Genomic DNA, 23617 nt, shown 5'->3' on the forward strand with positions numbered 1-23617 from the left:
CGCCAAAATTGACAGGCTGGCTCTGGCTGCGTGGCACACTCTCTTGAAATTCTTTGCACCTTTGCGTGAAATACAGCTCCGCCACGCTGTGCGCACCCTGACATCATCACCATTTCCTGATACGCTTTCCTTATGTGGGGGCGGTTTGCATTTTTTGTCGTGGCGTTGTGCGCATTTGTGGCGGCGAGTCCCGCCGAGGCGCGCAAGGTGGCGTTGATTATCGGCAATTCCGATTATGGCCAGGCCGCCCCGCTTACCAACCCGGCCAATGATGCGGCACTGATCGCCAGGGCCGGAACTGGCTGTTGCCGGTCGATGCCATTCTCAACAAGGCGCGCGACCTGCCCTATGAGGCGGTCGATCTGGAGCGGGTAATGGAAACACTCGACGGGGCCCAGGTGCGCATGGTGGTGCTTGATGCCTGTCGCAACAATCCCTTTGCGCGCACCTGGAAAAGCGGTACCCGCGCGGTGCGGCGCGGCCTTGCCGGTATCGAGGTCGATGATGTCATCGTCATCTATGCCGCCGCGCCGGGGCAAACCGCAAGCGATGGCGATGGCGCGGCAAACTCGCCCTTTGCCACCGCGCTGGCCAGACGCCTGCCGGAGATTGACCTGCCGTTGCAGCTGCTCGGCGGGTCGGTGCGCGATGACGTCCTGGCGGCAACCAATGGCGACCAGCGCCCCTTTGTCAGCGCCAGCGTCACCGGCACACCGATCTATTTGCGGCCCGAATTGCGCACCCGCCCGGCGCTGGGCGAAGCCGGTGCAGCGCCATCCGGTCCGGCGGTGCTGACCAGCGGCGCGGTATTGGTATCGGATATCCGCATCGAGACGATCAAGCTCTCCGGGTTTTTCGGCAGGCCCGACAATCTGTTCATCGAATTTCCCGACGGCCAGCGCATCCCGGGCGAGCCGAAATCATCCTACCGGGTGAAAAAGGGCGATATATGGGAACCGGGGGACACAGTAACCCTGCCGGCCGGGTCGTCATTCCGGGTGATGGAATATGACGATGTCGGCGGGCATGACCTGCTCGGAACCGTCCAGCTGGCGCCGGTCGAGGGTTCGCACAGCGTGACGCTGAATGGCGACAAGAGTGAATACCGGCTGACCTACAGCATCGCTCCCACGCCCTGAGCGACATTGTCACTGGGTAATGTGCCCCCTAGCGCTGCGCCGACAAAGTTGCCTTATGCCACCACCAGAGCAGTGGCGGCAGCAGCAGTTCGACGAACATCAGAAAGATAAACAGCGCAATTGGCGGGCCGACCATCGCCCAGGATATGATCCGCGCTACGCCGCTGAAAAAGAACACTGCCAGCAGAAAGCCGAACACCCTTATGCGTTCGGCCTCATGCAGCGCCCGGGCGCACCAGATCAGTGCAATACCGAAGCCGAGAAACAGCGTCGCATAGAAACGGTCCTCGCTGTCCATGGTGGCGTTGACCGGGATCGCCCCGGGGATCGATTTCGGCCCCAATGCGATATGCGCCAGTGCGATCAGGCAGCAGACGCTGCCGAAGAAGATGACGAAATATTCCAGCCATTTGCGCATGCGCCCGCCCCTTTGCGAAGGAGCAGGCTAACATGGCGAGAGAGTCGCCTCAATCGGCTTAGTAGTTGAAGCCAACAGTGATGGTGAAGGTGCGCGGATCGCCAAAATAGACGGTCTGGATATTGCCCACCGAGCTGAATTCCTGCCCGTCGGTGCGGTAGAGCGTGTCGGTGAGATTGCGCGCGCCGCCGCGGATGAAATAGCGGCCATCGTCAAACGACGCCTGAACATAGGCATTGAGCAGCGCATAGCCATCCTCGCGCAGGCCCTCGCGATTGTCGACCGAGAGGAAATGGGCATCGACATAGCGAACTTCACCGCCAAACGAGATATCGGCCGGACCCGCCGAGAAGGTGTAATCCCCCGCGAGCCGCGCGCTGATCGGCGGGGCAAAGGCCGGTTCGCAGATAATTTCCTGCCCCGTGGGGTTGCACGAAAAGCTCTGCGGCGGCACCCGGCGGCCATCATTGAACTCATTATATTGCGCATCGAGATAGCCGAGCGAAGTGGCGAGCGTCAGGCCCTCGATCGGCTTGGCCGTGGCCTCGATCTCGAAACCGAAAATCTCCAGCTCACCGGCGTTGAGCACCGGGAACACGCCGACCCCGGCACCGCCATCGACACCGCCGCCGACACGCGCCTGGAAGTTCTGATAGTCGGAATAGAAGACCGCTGCCGACACGACGACATCACCGTCAAGAAACGAGGCCTTGCCGCCAATCTCATAGGTCCAGACGGTTTCCGGTTCGAAAGTCGTCACCAGCTGTGGCGCACCGTCGACGAACAGGGTGAGGTCGGCAAGGCTGTTGGCACGACCGTTGAAACCGCCCGATTTGAAACCACGGCTGGCGCTGGCATAAAGCAGCCGGTCGGGTGCCGGGGTATAGCTGATCGTCAGGCTGGGCGTGAAGGCATCGAAATCCTGGGTGTCGGTGCCGTTGAGCGGCGGCGGCAGGTCATCGGGGAAGCTGAAATCAATGCCGTTGAGCAGCGCCAGATCGGAAACCGTGGTGGTGAAGCGGTTATAGCGCTTCTCTTCATAGGTGTAGCGCAGACCGGCGGTGATCGCCCAGTAATCGCTGATATCATAGGTCAACTGACCGAAAACCGCATAGCTGTCGGTTTCCTGCGCATCGTTGATAAGCCGTTCAAAGCTGATCGGGGCACCGCCAAAAGTGAACAGGTCATCGGCAAAGGCCTGCTGATCGGAGTCCACCCGTTCGTTGAGATAATAGAGGCCGAACACACCGTTGAGCCGATCGCTGCTGTAGCGCAGCTGCAGTTCCTGGCTCCATTGGCGCTGGTCGATGCCGACAAAAACATCGCCAATCTCGGCCTGTGTGGCGTCGATATCGATAAAGAAGTCGGCTTCCAGATCGCGATAGGAGGTGATCGACACCAGTTCGAGTGAATCGGACAGCTGGAAATTCGCAGTCAGGGCGATGCCCCAGTGATCGAGCTCCTGGCCCTCGCCATTGGTGAAGCTGGTCGCCGATTCAAAGTCGAACGGCCCGAACTGGTTGGCAGGTACCAGCACCCGGGGTCCGGTAAGGAAATCGGTCTGGATAATCGGCGCGGTCGGCGAGCCAAGGGTGAGCGCATTGCGCTGCCGGGTATAATCGCCAGACAGGCTGAGTTCGACCGAGTCCGAAGGTTGCGCCCGCAAAATGCTGCGGAAAGTCAGATTGTCACGATCGTTGAAGCGTTCACCGGTCAGCGGGTTGGTGATGATGCCGTCGCGATTGTCATATTGCCCGGCAACCGACAGCGCCACGGCATCCTCGGCCAGCGGAACCGAGGCATAGCCGTTGATCGTGGTCTGGTCGAAGCTGCCATAAAGGAAGCTGCCGCTGGCGGTAAATTCGTTGAGATCGGGCTTGCGGGAGATGATATTGACCGCGCCACCAATGGTGTTCTTGCCATAGAGCGTGCCCTGCGGGCCGCGCAGCACCTCGACCCGCTCGACATCGCTGAGTGTCAGGAGCGCGCCCTGAATCCGGCTGAGGAACACACCGTCTACATAGACGCCTACAGCAGGATCAAAGGTCTGCAACGCATCGGGCTGACCGACACCACGGATAAAGATATTGGCGCTGGTCGCCGAGCCGCGGCCCTGCACCAGGTTGAGATTGGGGACCGCGCCCTGAATACCACCAAGATCCTGTGCCTGCAGGTCGGCAAGGTCATCCTGGCTCAGCGCGGTAACCGCGACCGGGACCTGCAGAAGCGATTCTTCGCGCCGCCGTGCGGTGACCACGATGATATCATCGTCATCGGCATTGCTGGCTTGGTCATCGGCTGCATCAGGGGCCGCATCCGGCAGTGCTTGCTGCGCCATGGCCGGGGAAGAAATGCCGATAAGGCCGGCCACCGCCACAGCGGTGCCGCCCAGCAGCCTGTAGCGCAAGCGCCGTGTCGCGGTTGTGGTGCCGATAAAATACGAACCCTCGGCCCGCTGGTTGCTGGCGATCCCCATAATCTCTCTCCTTTGGCCTGCGGCATTTTTTCGAGATGCTGTCATTTGGACGCCGCAAACATTCTCTGTTGACGGCCTATAATGAAAGATGAACCACCTTTCAACTTTTAGTTTGCGCCTCTGTCTTTCCTCGGTTAGACTGATGCAATCGGGACACAGGGGTGCAGGCCCCAGTGAATGCGGCGGCCAGTAAAGGGGATTATGGGTGGATCAGCAGACCAGCCGGAAAAAGACAGCCCGGCTGTCCGCAAAGGAACCGCGCACATCGCGTGGCCGCGCAACCCGGAAGAAACTGCTCGATGCCGCAGCGCTGGAATTTGGCGAAAAGGGCTATCATGATGCTTCGGTAAGCAGCATCACCCGTCGCGCCGGCACCGCTTTGGGCAGTTTCTACACCTATTTCGACAGTAAGGACGAGATTTTCCGGGCGCTGGTGCAGCACATGTCGGGCGAAGTCGGACGTCATGCCGCCAGCGCCATGGCTGGAGCCGGCGACGCGCTGGAGCGCGAGCAACGCGCGCTTGAAGGCTTTCTGGCCTTCACACGCAGCCACAAGGAAATTTACCGCATTATCGATGAGGCCGAATTTGTCGATCCGGAGAGCTATCGCCAGCATTATGAGACTGTCGCCGAGCGCATAGCCGCACGGTTGTGTACCGGATCGGAGGCCGGAGAAATGCGCGAGGGTCTTGGCGAGCTCGAAGCCTGGGCGCTGATGGGGATGAACGTGTTTCTCGGGCTACGCTACGGCGTGTGGAGCGGCAAAGATGAGGATATCGCCGCGATCAGCGCCCGCGCCAACCGGCTGTTGCGCGACGGCGTCGGGCCTCGGTGACGATGGACCGCATGAACAACTGCCTGGCCTAGTCACCTGACATGCCGGGCATCATCCGTTCGACCGAATTGTCCATTCCGGCAAGCAGATGATAACCGGCGGCAGCAATATGCAAGCCGATCAACCCGGCCATGATATAGCCGCCCCAGCTATGGCCGCTATGCGCCATTTCCCAAAGCGTCGATTCGCGGTCAATCGGCACCTTTGGCAGTTCGATACCGAACCACAGCATTGGTCGGCTGCCGCCCGAAGACATCAGATAACCGCCAATCGGCAGCCCGATCATCAGCGCATAGAACAGCCAGTGCACCGCTGTGGCCAGCGCCTTTTGCCAAGCTGGCAGCGGCGGTTCATAGGGCGGCGGCTTGTGTGTCAACCGCCAGCCCAGCCGAAATAGTGCCAGTACGAAAATGGTGATCCCGAGCGACTTGTGTAGCCGCATGGTGACGCCCTTGACCTCATCGCTCCAGCCATCATGGAACAGGCCGATGGCGACGATGGTGATGATGGCAAAGGCCATCACCCAATGCAGCAACTGGGCAACAGCATGATAGCGCTGCTGCTGGCTGGCGGACGATGCGATAGACGGGTTGGCTAAACTCATAATGCGCATCATTAGTATCGGGGTGTGAGCAAGACCAGCAATTATGTGTTGCGAGACTACGGAGAAGTGTTTGCGGCTCAACCGCGCAGCAGAAACACCGCATGCTCGGCAAGCAGATTGGCCATGGCGGTGCCGGTGCGGCTGTCGCCACTGAGAAACCAGCGCCCCTCCACCTGCCAGCCACGCTCTGCAATCAGATCCTCGAAGTCCGCAATGGTCACATGGTGGATATTGGGGGTATCGTACCAGCGTTCGGGAATCAGTCGGGTCACCGGCATCCGTCCGCCAGTGAACAGCGCGGTGCGGATGCGCCAATGGGCGAAATTGGGGAAGCTCACAAAGGCCTGGCTGGCAATGCGCAGCAAGGACTCGACAATCCTGTCAGGGCGGCCTGTGGTCTGCAGCGTCTGGCTGAGCACCGCATAATCGAACCCCGCTGCGGGATAATCGGCAAGATCGGTATCGGCATCACCCTGGACCACCGACAGGCCGCGGCCCATGGCTGCGGCAACATTGGCAGCATCGATCTCCAGTCCGCGCGCATCGACCTGCTTGTCCTGACGCAATGCCGCCAGCAACGTGCCGTCGCCACAACCGATATCGAGCACCCGGGATTGCGGTGCGATCTGGTCGTAGATAACGGCAAGGTCGGGACGCAGCGCCGCGCTCACACAGCTTCTCCATTGGCAAGAAAACCGCTGATGATCCGATCCATTTCCGGGTTTTCCAGCAGGAAGGCATCATGGCCGAATGGAGACGACAGTTCGACGAAACTGGCCTCGGCCCCGGCAGCGTTGAGCGCATGGACGATGCGCCGCGATTCGGCCGTCGGATATAGCCAGTCAGTGTCGAAACTGATCAGGCAGAAACGTGCCCGCGCTGCGGCAAAGGCCTTGGCCAGCGAACCACCGCCAGCGTCGGCAAGGTCGAAATAGTCCATTGCCCGGGTGATATAGAGATAGCTGTTGGCATCGAAGCGATCGACAAAGCTGATCCCCTGATGCCGCAAATAGCTCTCAATCTGGAAGTCGGCATCGAAACCGAACGTCTTGGCGTCACGATCCTGCAGCCGCCGGCCGAATTTCTCGGTCAGCCCGGCCTCCGACAGATAGGTGATATGCGCTGCCATGCGCGCCACCGCCAGCCCCGAAGCCGGTGCCTCGCCCCTTTCTCCTTCGGCACCATAATAGCCGCCGCCGCGCCAACGCGGATCCGCCATGATGGCCTGGCGCCCAACCTCGTGAAAGGCGATATTCTGCGCCGAATGGCGCGCCGCCGAGGCAATGACCAGCGACGCCGCAACCCGATCGGGAAAAAGCACCGGCCAGGCCAGCGCCTGCATCCCGCCCATCGAACCGCCAATCACCGCCGCCAGCCGGTCAATACCCAGATGGTCCATCAGCAGCGCCTGCGCCCGAACCATATCGAAAATGGTAATCACCGGGAAATCCATCCCCCACGGCACACCAGTCGCAGGATTGAGCGTCGCGGGACCGGAAGAGCCCATGCAGCTGCCGATGACATTGATGCAGATGACGCAGAAACGGTCGGTGTCGATCGGCTTGCCCGGTCCTACCAGCCGCGACCACCAGCCCGGCTTCCCGGTCACCGGATGGGGGCTGGCGACATAGTGATCGCCGGTCAGCGCATGGCACACCAGCACCGCATTGCTGGCATCCCGGTTCAATGTACCATAGCTTTCATAGGCCAGCGCCACAGGACTCAGCGCAGCGCCGCAATCGAGCGGCAGCGGACCCAGCAGTTCAACCCGCTTGTCGCGGCCAAAACGGCTGTCTCCGGCAGCGGAAGGAGGGGCCGGGGATGTCATGCAGCGGCGCTAGAGCGGTTTGCCGCGGGCTGTCAATGTCGCAGGCTGTGACATTTCGCGCTTGGCAGGGACCCATCACCACCGTTAATGGCCGCAGGAAAGCGAGAAAAAGACATATCATGACCGTCCCTTCCCCTTCCGGCCCCCAGCCCAAGCCCTGGATCAGTGCGATATCGGCCTATAGCCCGGGCAAGTCGCGCCTCGGCCAGGGCATGACACCGGTCAAGCTGTCGTCGAACGAGAACCCGCTCGGTGCCTGCGCTGCAGCAATCGCCAGCCTTTCCAGCGATGCGACCGCCAAAGCCGCCCGCTATCCCGACCCCGATGCTACAGAGCTGCGTATGGCTGTGGGTGCGTTACACGATCTGCCGGTCGCGCAGATTGTCTGCGGTACCGGATCGGACGAGTTGCTCAATCTGGCAGCCCAAGGCTATGCTGGTCCCGGCGATGAGATCATCCATGTACGCTATGGCTTTGCCGTTTATGACATAGCAACACGGCGTATCGGCGCGGTGCCGGTGATCGCCCCCGACAAGGATTATGGTACCGATATCGACACGGTCCTGGCCTGTGTCAGCGACAAGACTCGCGTCATCTATCTCGCCAACCCCAATAACCCCACTGGCACCATCATCGCCGATAGCGAGATCGCGCGGTTGCATGCCGCGCTGCCTGACACCGTGCTGCTGGTCCTCGACCAGGCTTATGGCGAGTATCTCGAACCCGCTGCGGGGAGCGACCCGTTTTCGCTGGCGCGAGCCCATGACAATGTGCTGATCACCCGCACCTTCTCGAAAATCTATGGTCTGGCGGCACAGCGCATCGGCTGGGCCTTTGGCGCACCGGGATTGATCGACACCATCAACCGCATCCGTGCGCCATTCAACGTTACCAGCTCGGGTCAGGCAGCGGCCCTCGCGGCACTTGGCGATCAGGATTTCGTCACCCGCTCACGCGAACATAATGCCCGGTGGCGACAATGGCTTGTCAATGAACTGGCAACGCTCGGCAATTACGGGCTCGAGGCCATTCCCAGCCATGCCAATTTCCTGCTGGTCCGGTTTGGCGGTGGCCTGACTGCGGAATCGGCCTATCATGGCCTTGCGGCAGCAGGCTATATCGCCCGCTGGCTTCCGGGCCAGGGCCTTCCTGACTGCCTGCGCATCAGCATCGGCACCGAAGCAGAGATGCACGGCATGATGCGGGCCCTGCGGGCGCTATGCGACAATGGCGCGGCGTCATGACGGCGTTTCGGCACATTGCGATCATCGGCACGGGTCTGATCGGTGGCTCGGTGGCGCGGGCGGTACGCGAAAAACTGCCCGATATGCAGCTTTCGGGCTTTGACCGCGATATAGCTACCCGCAACCGCGCCAGTGAACTGGGGCTCTTCGATGCGGTGCATGACGATTATGCCGCGCTGTCGGCGGCTGATCTGGTGCTGCTGTGCGTCCCGGTAGGGGCGATGGGCGATGTCGCCAGCGATATCGCACCCCATATTACCCCCGATGCGATCATCAGCGATGTCGGCTCGTGCAAAGCCAGCGTGCTCGCCGATCTGCGCGCTGCCTTGCCCGGTGCCGCAATCATTCCGGCGCATCCCGTCGCGGGCACCGAGAAAAGTGGCCCCGATGCCGGCTTTGCAAGCCTGTTTGAAGGCCGCTGGTGCATCCTGACCCCGGATGCTGATGCAAAGGAGACGGATATTGCCAGGCTGGAGGCGTTCTGGACCGCACTGGGCGCGGATACCGAACGGATGGATGCGACGCATCATGACCGGGTGCTGGCGGTGACCAGCCATTTGCCGCATCTTATCGCCTATACCATTGTCGGCACCGCCAGTGATCTGGAGAGCGTTACCCGCTCGGAAGTGATCAAATATTCTGCTGGCGGCTTTCGCGACTTTACCCGAATCGCCGCCTCCGACCCGGTAATGTGGCGCGATGTCTTCCTCTCCAACCGGGAGGCTGTACTCGACATGCTGCAACGCTTCACCGAGGATCTGACCGCATTGCAGCGCGCCATCCGCCGTGACGAAGGCGATGTACTCGAGGACCTGTTCTCCCGCACCCGCGCCATCAGGCGGAGGATTATCGATGAGGGACAGGATGATGCCTCTGCCGATTTCGGCCGCCGCCATGACTAGGCCGGAACGGCATCTTCCGCGTTAGCGCCGCAGTCATTGAGCGCATTGATCGCTTCCGTCACCCTTGCCTCCATCTCGGCGCGCGGTAGCCCGGGCGGTATCGGATCACCAACTCTGTAGGTTATTGTTCCGGGGTATTTTATCCGATTATACGGCCCCAACAACCGGCCACTGTCTACCGCCACCGGCACTACGGTAAGGCCAAAGGCACGATACAGCCCGGCAAAACCCGATTGTAGCTTGCCCCGCTCGCCATGGCGCATCCGCGTACCCTCGGGAAAAATCACCAATGGCCGGCCATCGGCAATATAGGTCTTTGCCGCCTTCATCATCGCCCGCAAGGCGCCGGCCCCGCCCGAGCGATCGACATAGATCATGCCATAGCTCTTGGCGACACCGCTCCACAGCGGAATCGCCGAGAGCTGCCGCTTGGCAATCGGCACGGGACGCTCATGCAGCCGCAGCAGCTCGATCGTCTCGAAAAAGGATTCATGGCGCAGCGCATAAAGCACCGGGCCATGGCGGAAATGGCCATCGACCACAACCCTGATCCCCAGCAGCCAACGCACACAGCCATAATGAAAATGCCCCCAGCCATGCGCCGCCGAGCGCAATAGCGACATGGAAAGCGGCGCGGCCAGTGCCGCGAGCACAACAAAGGGCACCGACCCTGTATAAAAGACCAGCGTGAACAGCGCCGTACGCAGAGCGGCGATGATGGTCTTCAGGCCCGATAGCATCGGCGACTATATCCCGGTCAACGCCCCGGCCAGGCGCAGCAGATATTTGTTATATTCGGTGAACAGCACCCGCAGCGACGGTTCGCCGCGCACGGCATCGCGATAGATGGTGACATTGTCCGGCATCGCGCGTTCAATCTCGAAAGCGGCACGATGCATGTGCCAGTCCGAGGTAATCAGCCGTACACTGTCATATTCGCCCTTGGCGACCCAGCGTGCCATTTCCAGCGCATTGGTGCGGGTATCGACGGCAGCAAAGCCGAGATCGATGCAGCAGTTGAACGTCGCTTCATGGTCAGGATATTGCGCCACCAGCTCCTCGCGCAGCACCTGGCGGTCGACCCCGGTGATCAGCATCGCCTTCGACCAGTCTTTCTCCACCGCTTCAAGCCCGCGCTCGATCCGCATCGGGGCGCCGGTGAGAACCACAATGGCATCGGTCTCACGGTCATCGAGCGGCAGCGGCAGCGATACCGCAAAGACGATAAAGCCGACAATCCAGCTCAGCATGACAAGGGCAAGGATACGGATAATCATGAAGTGATGTTTATAATGTTTTCCTGAGTGCGACCAGAACCGTGATCCGCGCGGTCACTATGCTCAGCGCAATAACCGCTATCGGCACCAGCGCAAGCGCCAATATGTCGGGCCAGTCCAGCCCGCCAGCAGCGAACAGTCCGGCATCGAGCCTGGAAACCTGCCGCCCGAGAAGCAGCAGCAATACGCCGGCAATCACCACGCCGACAAGGCTGCCAAAAGCGGCGTCGAGCGCGATGCGCCGCTGGAACAGCCGCGCCACCTGCACATCGGTGGCGCCAAGCAGATGCATGACATTGATGGTGGCGCGATGGGTGTCGAGCGAGCTGCGCACCGACAGCACAACGGCGGATGCAGTGGCGATGACCAGCAGCGTCACCAATATTATCGCGAGTATCTGCAGCGAGCCCAGCAGGTCAAATACCGGTCGCAACCAGGCACCATGGGCATCGATCTGCGCCGATGGTGCGGCATCGGCCAGCGCCTGTTGCAGCCGATCGAGCGCCGCCGCATCGGCGGGCACCGCAAGATCGAGATCGATCATCGCCGGTATGGTGATGGTTTCTGCAATATCCTCTGCGCCCAGCCACGGTGTCAGCAATGCCTGCAGCTCGGCGTCGCTCAATGTCCGTCGACTGGCAACGATATCGAGACCGTCAAGCATCGCCTCGGCGGCCTCGCGTTCGCGTGCCTGTTGCACCGGATCGGCGGCGACGATCTGCACCGTCACCCGGCCGGCAAGATCGGCATTGATCCCCTGCGCCGCGCTGCGCAGCGTCAGACCGCTGGCGACTGCGAGCACGGTAAACAGGATCATGATGGCAATCACCCAGGGCATAGGGCCGGACAGCCGACCTTCGGGGATCAGCCGTCGCTCGGCTGCGGTGGCACGGAACAGGCCGATCACGACATTGTCCCCAAATCCGACTCTGGCGCCATGCCGTCACGATCTGCCGGACGTGGCGGATTGCGCAAAGCGCCGGTCGGATCCGACAAGGCACCGCGATTGAGCCGCATCATATGGGCATCGCGCACCTGGGCCAGCAGATGGACATCATGGGTAGCAACCACCACGGTGGTACCGAGCCGGTTCAGTGCCTCGAACAGCTTGAGCAGGCGGATCGCCATCTCCGGATCAACATTGCCGGTCGGCTCGTCCGCCACCAGTATCTCCGGCCGGGCGATCACCGCACGGGCAATGGCGACGCGTTGCTGCTCACCCCCGGAAAGCGTCGCCGGTCGCGCGCTGGCACGATCGGCCAGGCCAACCCATTCGAGCATCTCACACACCGGATCGTCGAGATCCTTCTCCACCACCCCCGCAACGCGCAGTGGCAGCGCGATATTGTCATAGGCGGACAGATGGGGCACCAGCCGGAAATCCTGAAACACAACACCGAGACGCCGACGGAAACCCGGCAACCGGTCGCGCGTCAGGGTAATGGTATCGGTATCGAACATGCGGATGACACCACGGCTGGGACGCTGCGCCAGATAGAGCAGCCTGAGCAGCGACGTCTTGCCGGCGCCCGACGCCCCGGTGAGGAAATAGAAGCTCCCCGGATAAAGTCGGAAGCTGATATCGGAGAGCACCTCATTGCCTGTGCCGTAGCGCAGTCCGACATTATCGAATGTGACGATTTCCTGCATATGCGCTGCGTTATACGGTTCTTTCCCGGCGAATGCGGCATGTCCCGCGCATCGAGCTGGCACGGAAATGGCGCTGGTCATGGCAATGCTATACGCCCCGGCAATGATCCTGCAAGGGGCGGCGCAACACCAATGGCGTCACGCCATCCCGGCAAAGGTGGTTTTTCGGCGCATAAATGCGGTTCCCCCCTTGCACGATTTTCACCGCGCGTGTTTAGATTCGCATCGCAATGAATGAACGGCCCGGACGTTATCGATGATTATTGCCTGCCCCTCCTGCGGTACGCGCTATGCGGTACCGGACAGTGCCATTGGAGCCACCGGGCGCACCGTACGTTGCGCCAAATGCGGGCATAGCTGGCACCAGGCCGGGCCGGGCCAGGCTGTGCGACAGCCCCGGGCAGTGCCGCCCCCGGCCAAAGCCCCGCCAGCGCCGGAGCCTGCAGCGGTGCCGGAAACACCAGAGCCTGAGGTCGCCGCACCCGATCCCGAACCATCGACGCCGGCAAAGCCGGAACCCGCCGCCGACAGCATTGATGCGCCGCCCTCTTTCCGCAGCGCCCCCGACACACCGCCAATGGGTGGCATCGCCGACACACCCCTGCATGGCGATGCCGGCGCTTATCATGAGGACCAGATCGACGCGCCTCAATCCGATCCGTTCGCGCATGAACCGCCGTTCAAGCCGCGACGCAACCCTGTCAAGCTGTGGACACGCGCCGCCATCGCCTTTGCCATGGTGGCGGTGATATTGGGCGGCGCCATCTATGCCTATGGCCTGCCGCAATGGCTGACCGTGGGGCAGCCGGAGATGGGTGAGGAAATTGCGGGGCTGGAAATCATGCTGCCAATCGATGAGGATGACCGGCGTACCCTGCCCGATGGCACCGAATTATTCGCCGCCAGCGGCAGCGTCGTCAACAAGGGCAGCGAACGGCGCGACGTGCCCGACATGCTGATCGTGCTGCGCAATGCCGATGACCGCATTGTCTATGAGCAGGAAATCCGCGCCCCGGTCGACAGCCTGGGGCCGGGTGAAGAGGCACGGTTCGACGAGGCGCTGCTCGATATCCCGCGTTCGGCGGTCAAGGCAGAAATTGGCTGGGCCCCCGGCGCGCTCTAGGGCTGGCCCTAGCGATATTCGACCAGTATGGCACCATTCTCCAGCCGCTTGATCGATGCACTGGTCTCAAAGATGCGCCCACGCTTCTCGCCAAGGGCCGCTTGTCGCTCAATTGCTTCACGCGTCGTCGAGACGCGCGCTATGGTTGCAGTCGCCGTAGCGGAAGCCCGGGCGCCGGAAGATTGCGCGGGCTGAGCCGAATCCATCCCGGCCAAAGCCGGTGCGGCAGAGCCAGAGGAAGCCAGTATCAGCAAAATACAAGAGACTATGACGCGGCACATGTCGCTGGATTAACCGGACGTTTACCCTGGTTGTCGAGCCGGAAAGGTGGTTAACAACCGGAAAATGCCGCAGCATTTCTGCTATTTTGCGAGACTCGCGGCAAATTGCCCCATGCTGACACAGCCAATGCCACGGTGATGAACCAAAAGCCGGACAGCGATGGCGCATAACGCGGCTTGCACCGGAGCGAGGGAGTTGCTAATGGCTCGCCCCTGCCGCTTGTCAGCGGCGCTACCAGCTACCGGCGACAGGCCGGTTTCACCATCGAAGCGTGCGGTCGTGGCGGAATTGGTAGACGCGCAGCGTTGAGGTCGCTGTGGGAGTTAAATCCCGTGGAAGTTCGAGTCTTCTCGACCGCACCATTTTCCAATCCTTGCAGCCATTTCCTCCGCTCCACTTCGGAGCTGCTGCGGACGCGCGGTCGCGCTTGCGGGCCTTACGGGTCTGATTTTTGCCCTACACCGTCATCGAGGTGCCGCGATAAATGCGGGCGCGATAGCGTGAATCCTCGACATCGGGCAGCGGCGCGCCGACCAGCAGCACCGCGCGCGCAAAGCGTTTCAGCTCTTCCTGATGCTCCTCCTCATTGCGCGGTTCTTCCGAACGCACGCGCCGCGTCAGGTTGATCTGGTTGGTCGGCACATCATGCACCAGCCGCTCATTCTCCACCGCCAGTGTCGCGGTAAAGGCGTGCAGCGTGGTCTTGATGAAGTTGGCCAAGGCAAAAGCCGGCCCCTTGGCGTCGAGCGGGACATCGGGCGATACCAGCACCAACTGGCAGTCATCATAGAAGCTGGCCTTGCGCGCGACACGGAAATGCTGGGTCAGATTCTGCTCGACCATGGTGCGAAATTCATCCGGGGAGAGCACAGCATCATCGTCGAACAGCTTGTCGGGCAGGCCCTGCAACGGGGTCGAGACGACAATGGTCGGTCGGCCCCATTGTTTGAGCGCTTTGTCCATCGCATCTTCGATACCATCGCTGAACAGCACTGTCTCGACCGCCTTGCGGGCGCTGTCGGTACAATAATCGAGCACTGTCGCCGCACCGGCCCTGGAAGTGGCAAACAGCACCACCCGGGCGACGCCATGCTGGTCGATCATCTGGTTGATCGCCTCGGCCTTGTAATCGTCAAGATGCTCGCCGACAAACCATACGGTGGTGCCCTTCATCCGATCGAGACGCTCCTGTTTCGGGCTGCCGAACAGCTCGCGCTCGACCGCCGAACGCTGCACGCTCAGCCCGCCCGAAGGCATGAAGGTCTCGCCGCTGACGGCCCGATCGGCGAGGAAAAACACTGTCGCCTGCGCCACTTCGGCCTCGGTCGGCATGCGGCCGAGATGCAGCTGCGACAATACGCCCTTGCCCACACCTTCCGCCATTTTGTCGACCTTGGCAGCTGGCAGGAAGGGCGCGTCCTCGGGCGGCACAAATGTCAACCAGCCACCATCATTCTTGCTGGCTTTGTCCTGCCATTTTGGCAGGTCGAGCAGATAGCCGGCACGCGCCAGCCTGGACAGCAGGCTCGCAGCGATTTCCCCGGTCAGCAGGAACCGGTCCCAGCTGCACATGCCGTCCCCCTCACGCGCGCAGTTCAGCGCCAGATCGCGCAACTCACGCGGCATTTCCGGATCGTGAGACAGATGCGCGGTATCGTTGCGCGCCAGCCGGGTGAGAATGTGATCAATATCCGCGCCATCGCGAATGGCGTGAACCAAAGCGGCATAGACCGCATTGAGCCGCTTGTTCTCGAGAATCAGCTTGGCCCGGCGCTGGAACAGCCCCGGCTTGCCGCCGACGCCCGAGAGCCGGTCGCCATCGACCGGGCCGGGTGCAATGGCGTTCAGCTGCACTTCGGGGCCGAGATATTCGGAAAAGCTCTCGACCATTGCCCGCTGCCCGGCTTTGGAAACGGCATAGTCGGAACGGTTGGGATAAGCGACCGCGAGATATTTTTCGCCACCGAAATAGGAGGAGACGTTGAGCACATAACCTGTGCCCCGCTCCTTCATATGCGGCACCAGCTCGTGCATCAGCAGATAGTTGCTGACCAGATTGGCATCGAGCGTCCAGCGCCAGGTGTCTATGTCCATATCGATCACCATATCCTCGGCGCCCGCGACCCCGGCATTGTTGATCAGATAATCGACATGGCCAAAGGTCTCGAGCGTCTCCTCGACCGCACTGCGCAGCGAGGCAAAGTTGCTGACATCGATATCGGGCAGGATCTGCACCCGGCGGTCGACCCCGGAAAAGCCGACATCCTGCAGCTCGGCGACGATGCGGTCACGCGCCGCCATGAGCTCACTCTCGCGCCGCGCCACCATCATGACCTTGCATCCGGCGAGCGCCAGCAACCGCGCCACCTGGCCGCCAATACCGGCTGAACCACCGGTGATCAGCGCCACCTTGCCGAGATGCAGCCCGGTGATATTCTCGGCAAAGCCGACCATCGCCTTGCGCGCGCCGGTGGCCTCACCGATCGACTGCGGCAGGGTGAGCGTGGTCTCCTGAATCTTGTGCTTCTTGCAGACAATCCGTGTCGCCTGGCCGCCGGCAAAGCGGATATTCTCTTCTTCCGCATTGGTGTAGCGGACAATCTGGTTGCCCCAAGCCGCCTGTTTCAGCTTGCCCTGTTCCTTGTCGACCCGCGATTCATCGCGCCAGATGGTGGTCAGCTGAGTGATCGCGGCGGAAAGTATGGCGTTGAAACGATTGCCGGCGCCGTCGCTGGCATTTGACAGGAAGACGAAACGCGGCTCCTGCACCAGATCATCATGCCGTTTCCAATAGCGGCTCATGGTACGGCCAAGCGCGATAATGCCGTTGAGCTCGACATCGATAAACGCATCAAGGTCGGCATCCGGGACCTCGATCAACGCGCTCTTGAAATGATCGGCGGACTTGACCGGCAGAAAAATGGCGCTGGTGATCGCCGGATGTTTCTGGCTGAATTCCTCCATCGCCGCTTCCATGCCTTCCGGGTCGGTGCGGTTGAAGCGCATGATGGTCAGCCCCTCGCCCGCGCCCTGTGCCTTGACCCGCGCCTCGGCCTGGGCAACATCGGCCTGACGCCTGAGGCCGAGCAGTACCTCGGCACCGCAAGCGGTCTGGATCTTCGCGATTTCCAGCGCATCCTCCCACTGCTCCCCCGCCGCGATCAGCACCGACAGGCCGGTGCCGTCGAGCGAGCGCATCGAGGGACGCGCGAGATAGGTCGATTGCGAATGCTTGTCGACCGCCATGCCATGGGTGACATCGAATTCCTGGCCGTTAAAGGCGGCGGATTCATCGCTACCAAGGAATACGCAGGTCTGGGCGATATCGGTCGGCGTCGGCAGGGTCTTGCCCTTTTTGCCGCCATCCACGCTGCGCTCAAGCGACATCCGGCCCATGAAATGATCAGCAGTTGCACCCTCCTTATTGCCCTGGATGCTGTCCATCGCGGCAAAGACAGTGCGGATACGGTCGCTCTCGATCGGGCCGGGGAAGATGGTGTTGACCCTGATCCCGCGCGGCCCCAGTTCGTCTGCCAGCTGTGCCGATAGCGAGTTGAGCGCGGCCTTGGGCACAACATAGGCGGTGCGGCCATAATAGCGGGTGTGCGAGAAGATGGTCGAGACATTGACCATGGTCGATCCGGTGCCCATGAGCGGCACCGCAGCCCGGGCAAGATTCCAGGTGACGCCAAGAATATTGCGCATCGCGTCGCCCACGGTCTCGCTATCGCCATGCCCGGCATCCTGCAGCGCCTTGAGCTCATCGGCAGTCAACGGCACATTTTCCAGCGTCTGCTTGGGGCCAGCCGAACCGGCATTGTTGACCAATATGTCGATGGTCTTGTGGCTGTTGGCGACCTCGGCCAGGCCAGCGCGCACCGACGCCGGATCGGCACCGTCGAGCACCACAGTCGAGACCCGCTCTTCGGCCAGCTGCAATTCGTCGATTACTGCCTGACGCGCTGCCTCAATGCGCTCCTTTGTCCGTCCGGTCATGATGACGGTCGCGCCTTCGCGGGCATAATGGCGGACAATATAGCTACCGAGATTGCCCGCAGCACCAGTGATCAGCGCCACCTTGCCCTGAAGACGGCCTCCAGGTGCAGCATTATCCGGCACAGCTTTCATGGTGGCGGCCTTTTTGGTCCTGGTCGTCATCAATTTTTCCCTTATTTGCTGGATTCTGCATCACTGGATTGGGCTCCAGCGGATTGATTGGCCATCTGCGCCGCCCAATATTCGAGCAGTTCATCGCGGCTACGCAGCCCTTCGGCAGGCAGCGCATGATTTACCACATAGGTTGATCCGGTATGCCTATTATCCCACATGGATTGATGCGCCTCAGGCAATCCATCCCAGTCAACCATAGTCGGTTCGGTGACATCGAGCAGCCCGGCAGCGATCATGCTGTTCATCACCGTCACCTCATGCGCATTGCACAAATGGGTGCCGAGGATGGAAGCGGTCGGCATCATGATCTTGCGCTGGCGCGTCCACACCTGCGGCGCATAAAAGGTGAAGCGCCGGTCCGACATATCCTCGGCATAGATGACACGACCCGTGAATGGCTTGACCAGCGAGGTTGAAACGCCAAGACTGTCCTGCGCCGCCCGCTCGATCACCAGATCGGGCACGCCGCGTGGATTGTCCGGCGCGCGCAATATCTTGCCGATGGCGCTGCCAAAGGGCTTCATCGTCCGCGTCTGATAGTCGCGCACGCCGGCCTTGAACGCTTCGATATCCCGTTTGGCATCGGGCAGCCGCGGCAACGTGTCGGGCCAGTGGAACTGGTCGCCAAAGCGTCGCTGCAGCGTTTCCAGGCTGATCATGCCTTCCACCGCATCTTCCAGCCCCAGTGATTGCAGAAATTCCTTCTGGCTGTCGGTGTTCGAGACAATCACCGTACGCGCCCGAAAACGCCGCGCCGCCTCGATCATCTCCAGCCCGGTCTGATCGAGCAGTTCACGCGATCCGGGGCCATAATAGAGCAGCACCGCCTCACCGCCGCGCAACGCCGCCCGGCGCAGCATCTCTTCCGGCCGCGCGTTGCCCGGCTTGCCCATGAAACTAAAATGATAGCCTGACGAAGCACCGTAAAAAGCGAGCTTGCCACCCTCGCCGAGCAGCTGGAAACTGCGCGGAAAGGCGCGCTCGCCAGCATGGCTGACGACATAATCGGCGAGCTTGCCGCCATTCAGCCGCTTATATTCCGCCACTAGTCCTACCCCTTCAGCTTCCCAAGCCCGCGCTGCATCGGGATCATCGGGAACAGCGCTGAAACAGTCGGCAAAGCGAGGATCCTTGCGGTTGAGCGCACCGACTGCACCCTGATCGCTGACAAAGTCGGCACGTTCCTCGCTCGACACCAGGCCGGTTGCCGCCAGGCCGGTGCGGATGCTGCTTTTCAGCGCATCGAGCCCGGTCCCGGTCGCAGACCCTTCGACGAAGATCGTCTTGCCCGGCTCGATCTGCAAAGTCGTGAACAGACAGCGGACTACAGTGCCGAGATTGAGCACATAGCTGCCCGCCTGCTCCAGCGTCAGGTCGCCTGGAACCCGGTGCAGCTGCGGCCCCTGTACGGTGAGGAACTGGGCATGGCTGCCGGTCTCGGTTTCATAACCCTGAATCGAAAAACCGGCATACATCGGATCGTTGCCGGCATTGGGCGACAACAGATCGCTGGTGCCCGAATAGACCGCGACCATGTCACCGACACCCAGCCGACCCTCAGCACGCACCTCGCTGCCCAGCGCCGCGATCAGCGCCAGACCCCCCGAGCCGGTGATCTGCACATCTTCTTCATGCGCATCGAATGGCGACACCGGAATCCCGGTCAGTGCCCAGATATCGTTAAAATTGACCTCGGACGACAGCATATAGACCAGCGCCTCATTGGGCGCGGGTTCGCGCACCGGCACGATCAGCTCTTTCTCATGATCCGCCGGTTCGCCAAAGCGCGGCGCACCGCTATCGGGATCGCGGGCAATGCCAAAGGCGAGCTGGTGCGCAGGAATCGGGGTCACGCCCGGAAAAAAGGGCGCGCCGACAGGCAGAAGGTCGCCACTGGCGATCAGCGCCGCAGCACGATCGTCATGCTCTTCGTCGATCCACACCCCGTCCCGCCGCACCGGCAGCGGCGGGCTTTGCTTGTCGATGAATTGCTGTATGCCGGTCTTGCCGCCCTCGGGATCGATAATCGCCTCGGCGAAAAGTGCCGCTTCGCGCGCATAGCCTGCAGCAACGCCTTCGCTCCAGCCGGTACGCACCGCTTCCAGCGCGCGCTGGCCAGCAGTGCCGCGCCCGGCCCAGTCGAGCTGTGCCTGGATGCGCTGGAGAAAGTCATCTTCAAGCACCGCATCGAGATCGGCGGTGCCCGGCTGTTGCCAGTTGGCGATCTGGCTGTTGCGTTCGGCAAAAGCCTGACCGAGCACGCTGTCGCCGCCACAGGCGACATATTCGCGCACCAGCGCATGCGCCCGCGACAGCGCATCATCGGCGCCCGAGACTACCGAATCGACTGCGCCAATTGCCAAGGCCTGTGCCGCATCAATTGTCCGCCCGCCCAAGATCAGGTCGAGCGCATCGCGCAGGCCGGTGGCCCCATGACGCTCTGTCAAAAGCCGCGGCAGTCGCTGCGTACCGCCATAGCCGGGCAGCAGCCGCAGGCGGATTTCAGGCTGGCCGAAGCGTGCCACCGGCTCCGCAATGCGATAATGGCAGGCGAGCGCAAACTCCATGCCGCCACCCAGCGCCACACCCTGGATCGCGGCAATACAGGGCTTGCCCATCTGCTCGATCTTCCTGAACGCCAGCTGCGCATTATTGGGCAATATACTCGCCTGCTCTTCTGTCTGCACTTCTTCGAGCATTTGGCGAATATCGGCGCCAGCGACAAAGGAGGCATTGCCCGCCCCCTTGAACACCAGTGCGACGACATCCTGCTTGCGCTCAAGATGGTCGACCACCAGCACCAGCTCATCGATCGCCCGCTCATTCAGCGCATTAACCGGCGGGTTGGAAACGGTGACGGTGGCCACACGCTGGCCCGGCCCGACATTGTTATACTGGACGAGGAAATAGCGGTAGCGCTCGAACAGCGGCTGGTCTTCAGCGAAGCGCTGCTTGCGCTGCCATGCACTGACGACCTGTTCGAGCTCGTTCAGGCTTTCCGGATTGCGCAAAGTGGTAACATCGCCAAGATCGCCGCCTTCGACCAGTGCCCGCACCATGCGGCGCATATATTTGCCGCTGCGGGTCTCGGGAAATTGTTCGACCTCGAGAAAATCCGAGGGCACCGCAACCGCGCCCTTTTCGGTACGCACCAGATCGGTGAGGCGGCGGCGGTCTTCCTGGGTCAGCTTGCGTCCTGCCACAGGGGTGACAAAAGCCACCGGGGTCAAACCCTTTTCGCGATGCGGGGCACCGACAACAAGCACATTACCCACCGGTGAATTGGGGTCGAGCGCCTTGTCGCGCAGGATCGCCCCCTCAATCTCCTCGGTGCCGATACGGTGGCCCGAGACGTTGATCACATCATCGGAACGGCCATGGAGTGAGAAGGAGCCATCATCATGGCGCATGGCAAAATCGCCCTGGGTATAGGCCCATGTGCCACGCCAGCGCCGCCAATAGGTATCGGCCCAGCGGTCCCCATCGCCGGTCCAGCCGGGATTGAGCGCGCCATCCGTATTGGTAACAGCATCGGCATCACCCCAGATCGTGCGCGCCAGATAGGGATAGGGCAAGGCGATGACGATCTCACCCTTTTCCCTTTCATCGGCACGGCTCCAGGGCACGCCATCACCGGCCTCACGCGGCAACATCGCTGCATCATCACCAATGCCCTCCGCCTCTTCGCGCCAGACATCGCCGAAAATCCACGGCAACGGATAGGTATGCGCATCGGCACGGAGCGGGAAATCGTCATTGCCGTAAAAATGGGTCCAGGCAATACCGCCATGTTCGGTGGCCCAGTAGCTGTTGATATACCAGGGCGTGACCTCGCGCATGGCAAAGGCCTGCACCGTGGGCGATGTCGGCTCGGCGCAAAAGGTCGCCACCTTTAATGACGACATGTCATAGCGCTGGACATCGCCGAGATTGTCCGGATCGGACATCACCGACTTGAGGAAGGTCGCCCCGGCTTTGAAGATGGTGACACCATGACGCTCGATGATCGACGCAAAACGCCCGGCATGCGGGAAAACTGGCGATCCTTCGGTCACCACAGTGGTGACACGGGTGGTGAGCGAGGCGGAGATCAGATAACTCTGCCCCGTGATCCAGCCCGGATCGGCAACAACGAAGATGGTGTCGCCCGGCGCCGCATCGAATGCCACCGCCATGGTCGCGGCGATTCCCGAAACATAGCCGCCATGGACATGAACCACGCCCTTGGGCTTGCCGGTGGAACCCGAGGTATAGATGACGAATAGTGGATATTCGGCATCCACCGGCAAGGGTGGGCAGCTGGCCCAGATGGCGCGAACGAAATCAGGATCGGGCAGCGCCAGCAATTCATCCTCGCTGACCGCCGCAAAACCGGCATTGCGTGCTGCCGCCAGCAATGTTTCCGCTGCCGCATCGGTAAGGTCGTGGCTCCATCTGTCGCGCTGATGCCAGATCAGGTCGGGCTGCTCGGTATGGCGCACCACGATCACCGCCTCGACCCGGGGGGGCGATTCCACCAGCGCGGTGGCAATGGCGATACGTACCTTCGATGCCTGTTGCACGCTGAGCACGCCCGATTGTCCCAGTTCGGCGAGCGCGCGACCAACACCGCGCATGATATCGGAGCGCTCGACCGTAACTTCTCCGGTCAGCAATTCCGAAACCGTGGCACTGATCGTCTCGGCAGCGGCCTGATCGACGCCCAGCCCGGCTTCGGCCAGCGTTTCGTCGATTAGCCGCATGGCGACGCTGACCGCGATGAAATTATCGAGCGCCGGATCGGTATAGGCGGTCTTGAAAGGCACCATCTGGGCGTTGCGATAACAGCCATCGGCGGTGATGACGACACGCGCACCAGCATCGGCGATACGGTCGGACAGCGTCTTGTCGCTGAAACCGCCAAAGACCGGGGTATAGATAATCCCCAGCCGCTTTGCCGCCTCTGTCCAGTAAATCTGACCCGGAACAGAAGGCATGTTGAGCGCGATACGATCGCCTGCCTTCAACCCCAGTGCCTTGAGCGCCAGCGCGCATTTGGCACTTTCGAGCAGCAATTGCTTGCGCGACACCGGATAGCAATCGACCGGCCCGCCGCGCCCGTCATTGCGCGCCATATCCCAGCGATCACCCTCGAAAATCAGGGCCGTTTCATCACCATGGCCGGCGAGCACATGGCGGTCGACCTCGTTGAACGCAGCATTGGTCAACCCGCCCTCGAACCAGCGGAAATGCGGTGGGTCATCGTCATTAAAGGCGCGATTCCAGGGAGCAAACTCCTCTCGCATATCAATGGTCACCGCTGCGCCCGATTCGCTGTCCCAGCCGCGCCACGCCCCGGCCGAATCGTCCCATGATATCCATGCCTTGCTGCTGGTGCCATTATCAGCCAGCCAGTGGATATTGCGCTTGGCGCGATTGCCATGGAACGCCCCTGGATCGGCAGCACAGGCATCACGCATCGCCTGCCATGCAGCATGGTCGACGACCGGATTTTGCTGCGGCTCGGATGTGTTTTGTGCCGTCAGCTGTTCTTTCGCTTCAGACACGACCTTATCCATTTTTCCCGACCATGAATTTTCCCTCCCGCGCTGCGCAAACATCCCCTTCTGCAGTCATTCCGGCTAGCGATGTGCCGGAATGGCAGCTTGCTGTAACGTCAGCTCTATCGG

At 61.5% G+C, this 23617-nt stretch carries 17 protein-coding genes and 1 tRNA gene; 6 read left to right on the forward strand and 12 right to left on the reverse strand.

Translation table 11 applies throughout. From position 1 onward, the window contains the following. Positions 1-305: 305 nt before the first annotated feature. Positions 306-1139 carry a caspase family protein gene (locus tag AAFX04_13830; GenBank protein ID MEO1046515.1) on the forward strand — a complete coding sequence of 278 codons (834 nt, stop codon included), beginning with the start codon at positions 306-308 and terminating at the stop codon, positions 1137-1139. A 28-nt stretch (positions 1140-1167) separates the two neighbouring features. Here the strand turns inward: AAFX04_13830 and AAFX04_13835 are convergent, their stop codons facing one another. Continuing rightward, positions 1168-1557: a DUF4345 domain-containing protein gene (locus AAFX04_13835; GenBank protein MEO1046516.1), complete on the reverse strand. Its 390-nt coding sequence runs from the start codon at positions 1555-1557 to the stop codon at positions 1168-1170. 58 nt (positions 1558-1615) lie between these two features. Then, positions 1616-4033, reverse strand: coding sequence for a TonB-dependent receptor (locus tag AAFX04_13840; protein MEO1046517.1), 2418 nt, complete (start codon positions 4031-4033; stop codon positions 1616-1618). A 205-nt stretch (positions 4034-4238) separates the two neighbouring features. Between AAFX04_13840 and AAFX04_13845 the strand changes: the two genes are divergently transcribed. Then, positions 4239-4868, forward strand: a complete 630-nt coding sequence (locus AAFX04_13845; protein ID MEO1046518.1) for a TetR/AcrR family transcriptional regulator — start codon at positions 4239-4241, stop codon at positions 4866-4868. Positions 4869-4896: 28 nt separating this feature from the next. On the opposite strand, the gene AAFX04_13850 is transcribed toward AAFX04_13845, so the two are convergent. The 3 genes from AAFX04_13850 to AAFX04_13860 form a co-directional block, all read right to left on the reverse strand. Further along, positions 4897-5472, reverse strand: a complete 576-nt coding sequence (locus AAFX04_13850; protein ID MEO1046519.1) for a cytochrome b — start codon at positions 5470-5472, stop codon at positions 4897-4899. 77 nt (positions 5473-5549) lie between these two features. After that, positions 5550-6143: a methionine biosynthesis protein MetW gene (gene metW / locus AAFX04_13855; GenBank protein ID MEO1046520.1), complete on the reverse strand. Its 594-nt coding sequence runs from the start codon at positions 6141-6143 to the stop codon at positions 5550-5552. Next, entirely contained in the window at positions 6140-7300 is a 1161-nt protein-coding gene (locus AAFX04_13860; protein ID MEO1046521.1) for a homoserine O-acetyltransferase, read from the reverse strand. Before AAFX04_13860 ends, metW begins: the two co-directional genes overlap by 4 nt. Before the next feature lie 119 nt (positions 7301-7419). Here AAFX04_13860 and hisC point away from each other — a divergent pair, with 119 nt between their 5' ends. Further along, positions 7420-8544 carry a histidinol-phosphate transaminase gene (gene hisC / locus AAFX04_13865; GenBank protein ID MEO1046522.1) on the forward strand — a complete coding sequence of 375 codons (1125 nt, stop codon included), beginning with the start codon at positions 7420-7422 and terminating at the stop codon, positions 8542-8544. After that, positions 8541-9446 carry a prephenate/arogenate dehydrogenase family protein gene (locus AAFX04_13870; protein ID MEO1046523.1) on the forward strand — a complete coding sequence of 302 codons (906 nt, stop codon included), beginning with the start codon at positions 8541-8543 and terminating at the stop codon, positions 9444-9446. Before hisC ends, AAFX04_13870 begins: the two co-directional genes overlap by 4 nt. Here the strand turns inward: AAFX04_13870 and AAFX04_13875 are convergent. Genes AAFX04_13875 through ftsE form a run of 4 tightly spaced genes read right to left on the reverse strand, consistent with a single transcriptional unit; the run spans position 9443 to position 12373 of the window. Then, a complete protein-coding gene (locus tag AAFX04_13875; GenBank protein ID MEO1046524.1) occupies positions 9443-10186 on the reverse strand; it encodes a lysophospholipid acyltransferase family protein in 744 nt (247 codons plus the stop codon). The genes AAFX04_13870 and AAFX04_13875 overlap by 4 nt on opposite strands. A gap of 6 nt (positions 10187-10192) precedes the next feature. Then, positions 10193-10723, reverse strand: a complete 531-nt coding sequence (locus AAFX04_13880) for a YdcF family protein (protein MEO1046525.1) — start codon at positions 10721-10723, stop codon at positions 10193-10195. 10 nt (positions 10724-10733) lie between these two features. Then, a complete protein-coding gene (locus AAFX04_13885; protein MEO1046526.1) occupies positions 10734-11630 on the reverse strand; it encodes an FtsX-like permease family protein in 897 nt (298 codons plus the stop codon). Continuing rightward, positions 11627-12373, reverse strand: coding sequence for a cell division ATP-binding protein FtsE (gene ftsE / locus AAFX04_13890; protein ID MEO1046527.1), 747 nt, complete (start codon positions 12371-12373; stop codon positions 11627-11629). The genes AAFX04_13885 and ftsE overlap by 4 nt, the downstream gene beginning before the upstream one ends. Positions 12374-12629: 256 nt before the next feature. On the opposite strand from ftsE, the gene AAFX04_13895 reads away from it, so the two are divergent. Beyond that, positions 12630-13496 carry a zinc-ribbon domain-containing protein gene (locus AAFX04_13895; GenBank protein MEO1046528.1) on the forward strand — a complete coding sequence of 289 codons (867 nt, stop codon included), beginning with the start codon at positions 12630-12632 and terminating at the stop codon, positions 13494-13496. Between the two features lie 8 nt (positions 13497-13504). Here the strand turns inward: AAFX04_13895 and AAFX04_13900 are convergent, their stop codons facing one another. Beyond that, the gene (locus tag AAFX04_13900; GenBank protein MEO1046529.1) at positions 13505-13702 is read right to left on the reverse strand and encodes a hypothetical protein; all 198 of its coding nucleotides are present in this window, start codon (positions 13700-13702) and stop codon (positions 13505-13507) included. A 349-nt stretch (positions 13703-14051) separates the two neighbouring features. Between AAFX04_13900 and AAFX04_13905 the strand changes: the two genes are divergently transcribed. Further along, a tRNA-Leu gene (locus tag AAFX04_13905) sits at positions 14052-14140 on the forward strand. 94 nt (positions 14141-14234) lie between these two features. Here the strand turns inward: AAFX04_13905 and AAFX04_13910 are convergent. Together AAFX04_13910 and AAFX04_13915 are read right to left on the reverse strand one after the other, a co-directional pair. After that, positions 14235-17936 (reverse strand): SDR family NAD(P)-dependent oxidoreductase, encoded by a 3702-nt coding sequence (locus AAFX04_13910; GenBank protein MEO1046530.1) that lies wholly within the window; start codon positions 17934-17936, stop codon positions 14235-14237. Between the two features lie 11 nt (positions 17937-17947). Further along, positions 17948-23407, reverse strand: a complete 5460-nt coding sequence (locus tag AAFX04_13915) for an AMP-binding protein (protein ID MEO1046531.1) — start codon at positions 23405-23407, stop codon at positions 17948-17950. Positions 23408-23617 lie beyond the last annotated feature (210 nt).

This window comes from Pseudomonadota bacterium (assembly GCA_039818985.1).
Classification (GTDB): Bacteria; Pseudomonadota; Alphaproteobacteria; order Sphingomonadales; family Sphingomonadaceae; genus Alterisphingorhabdus.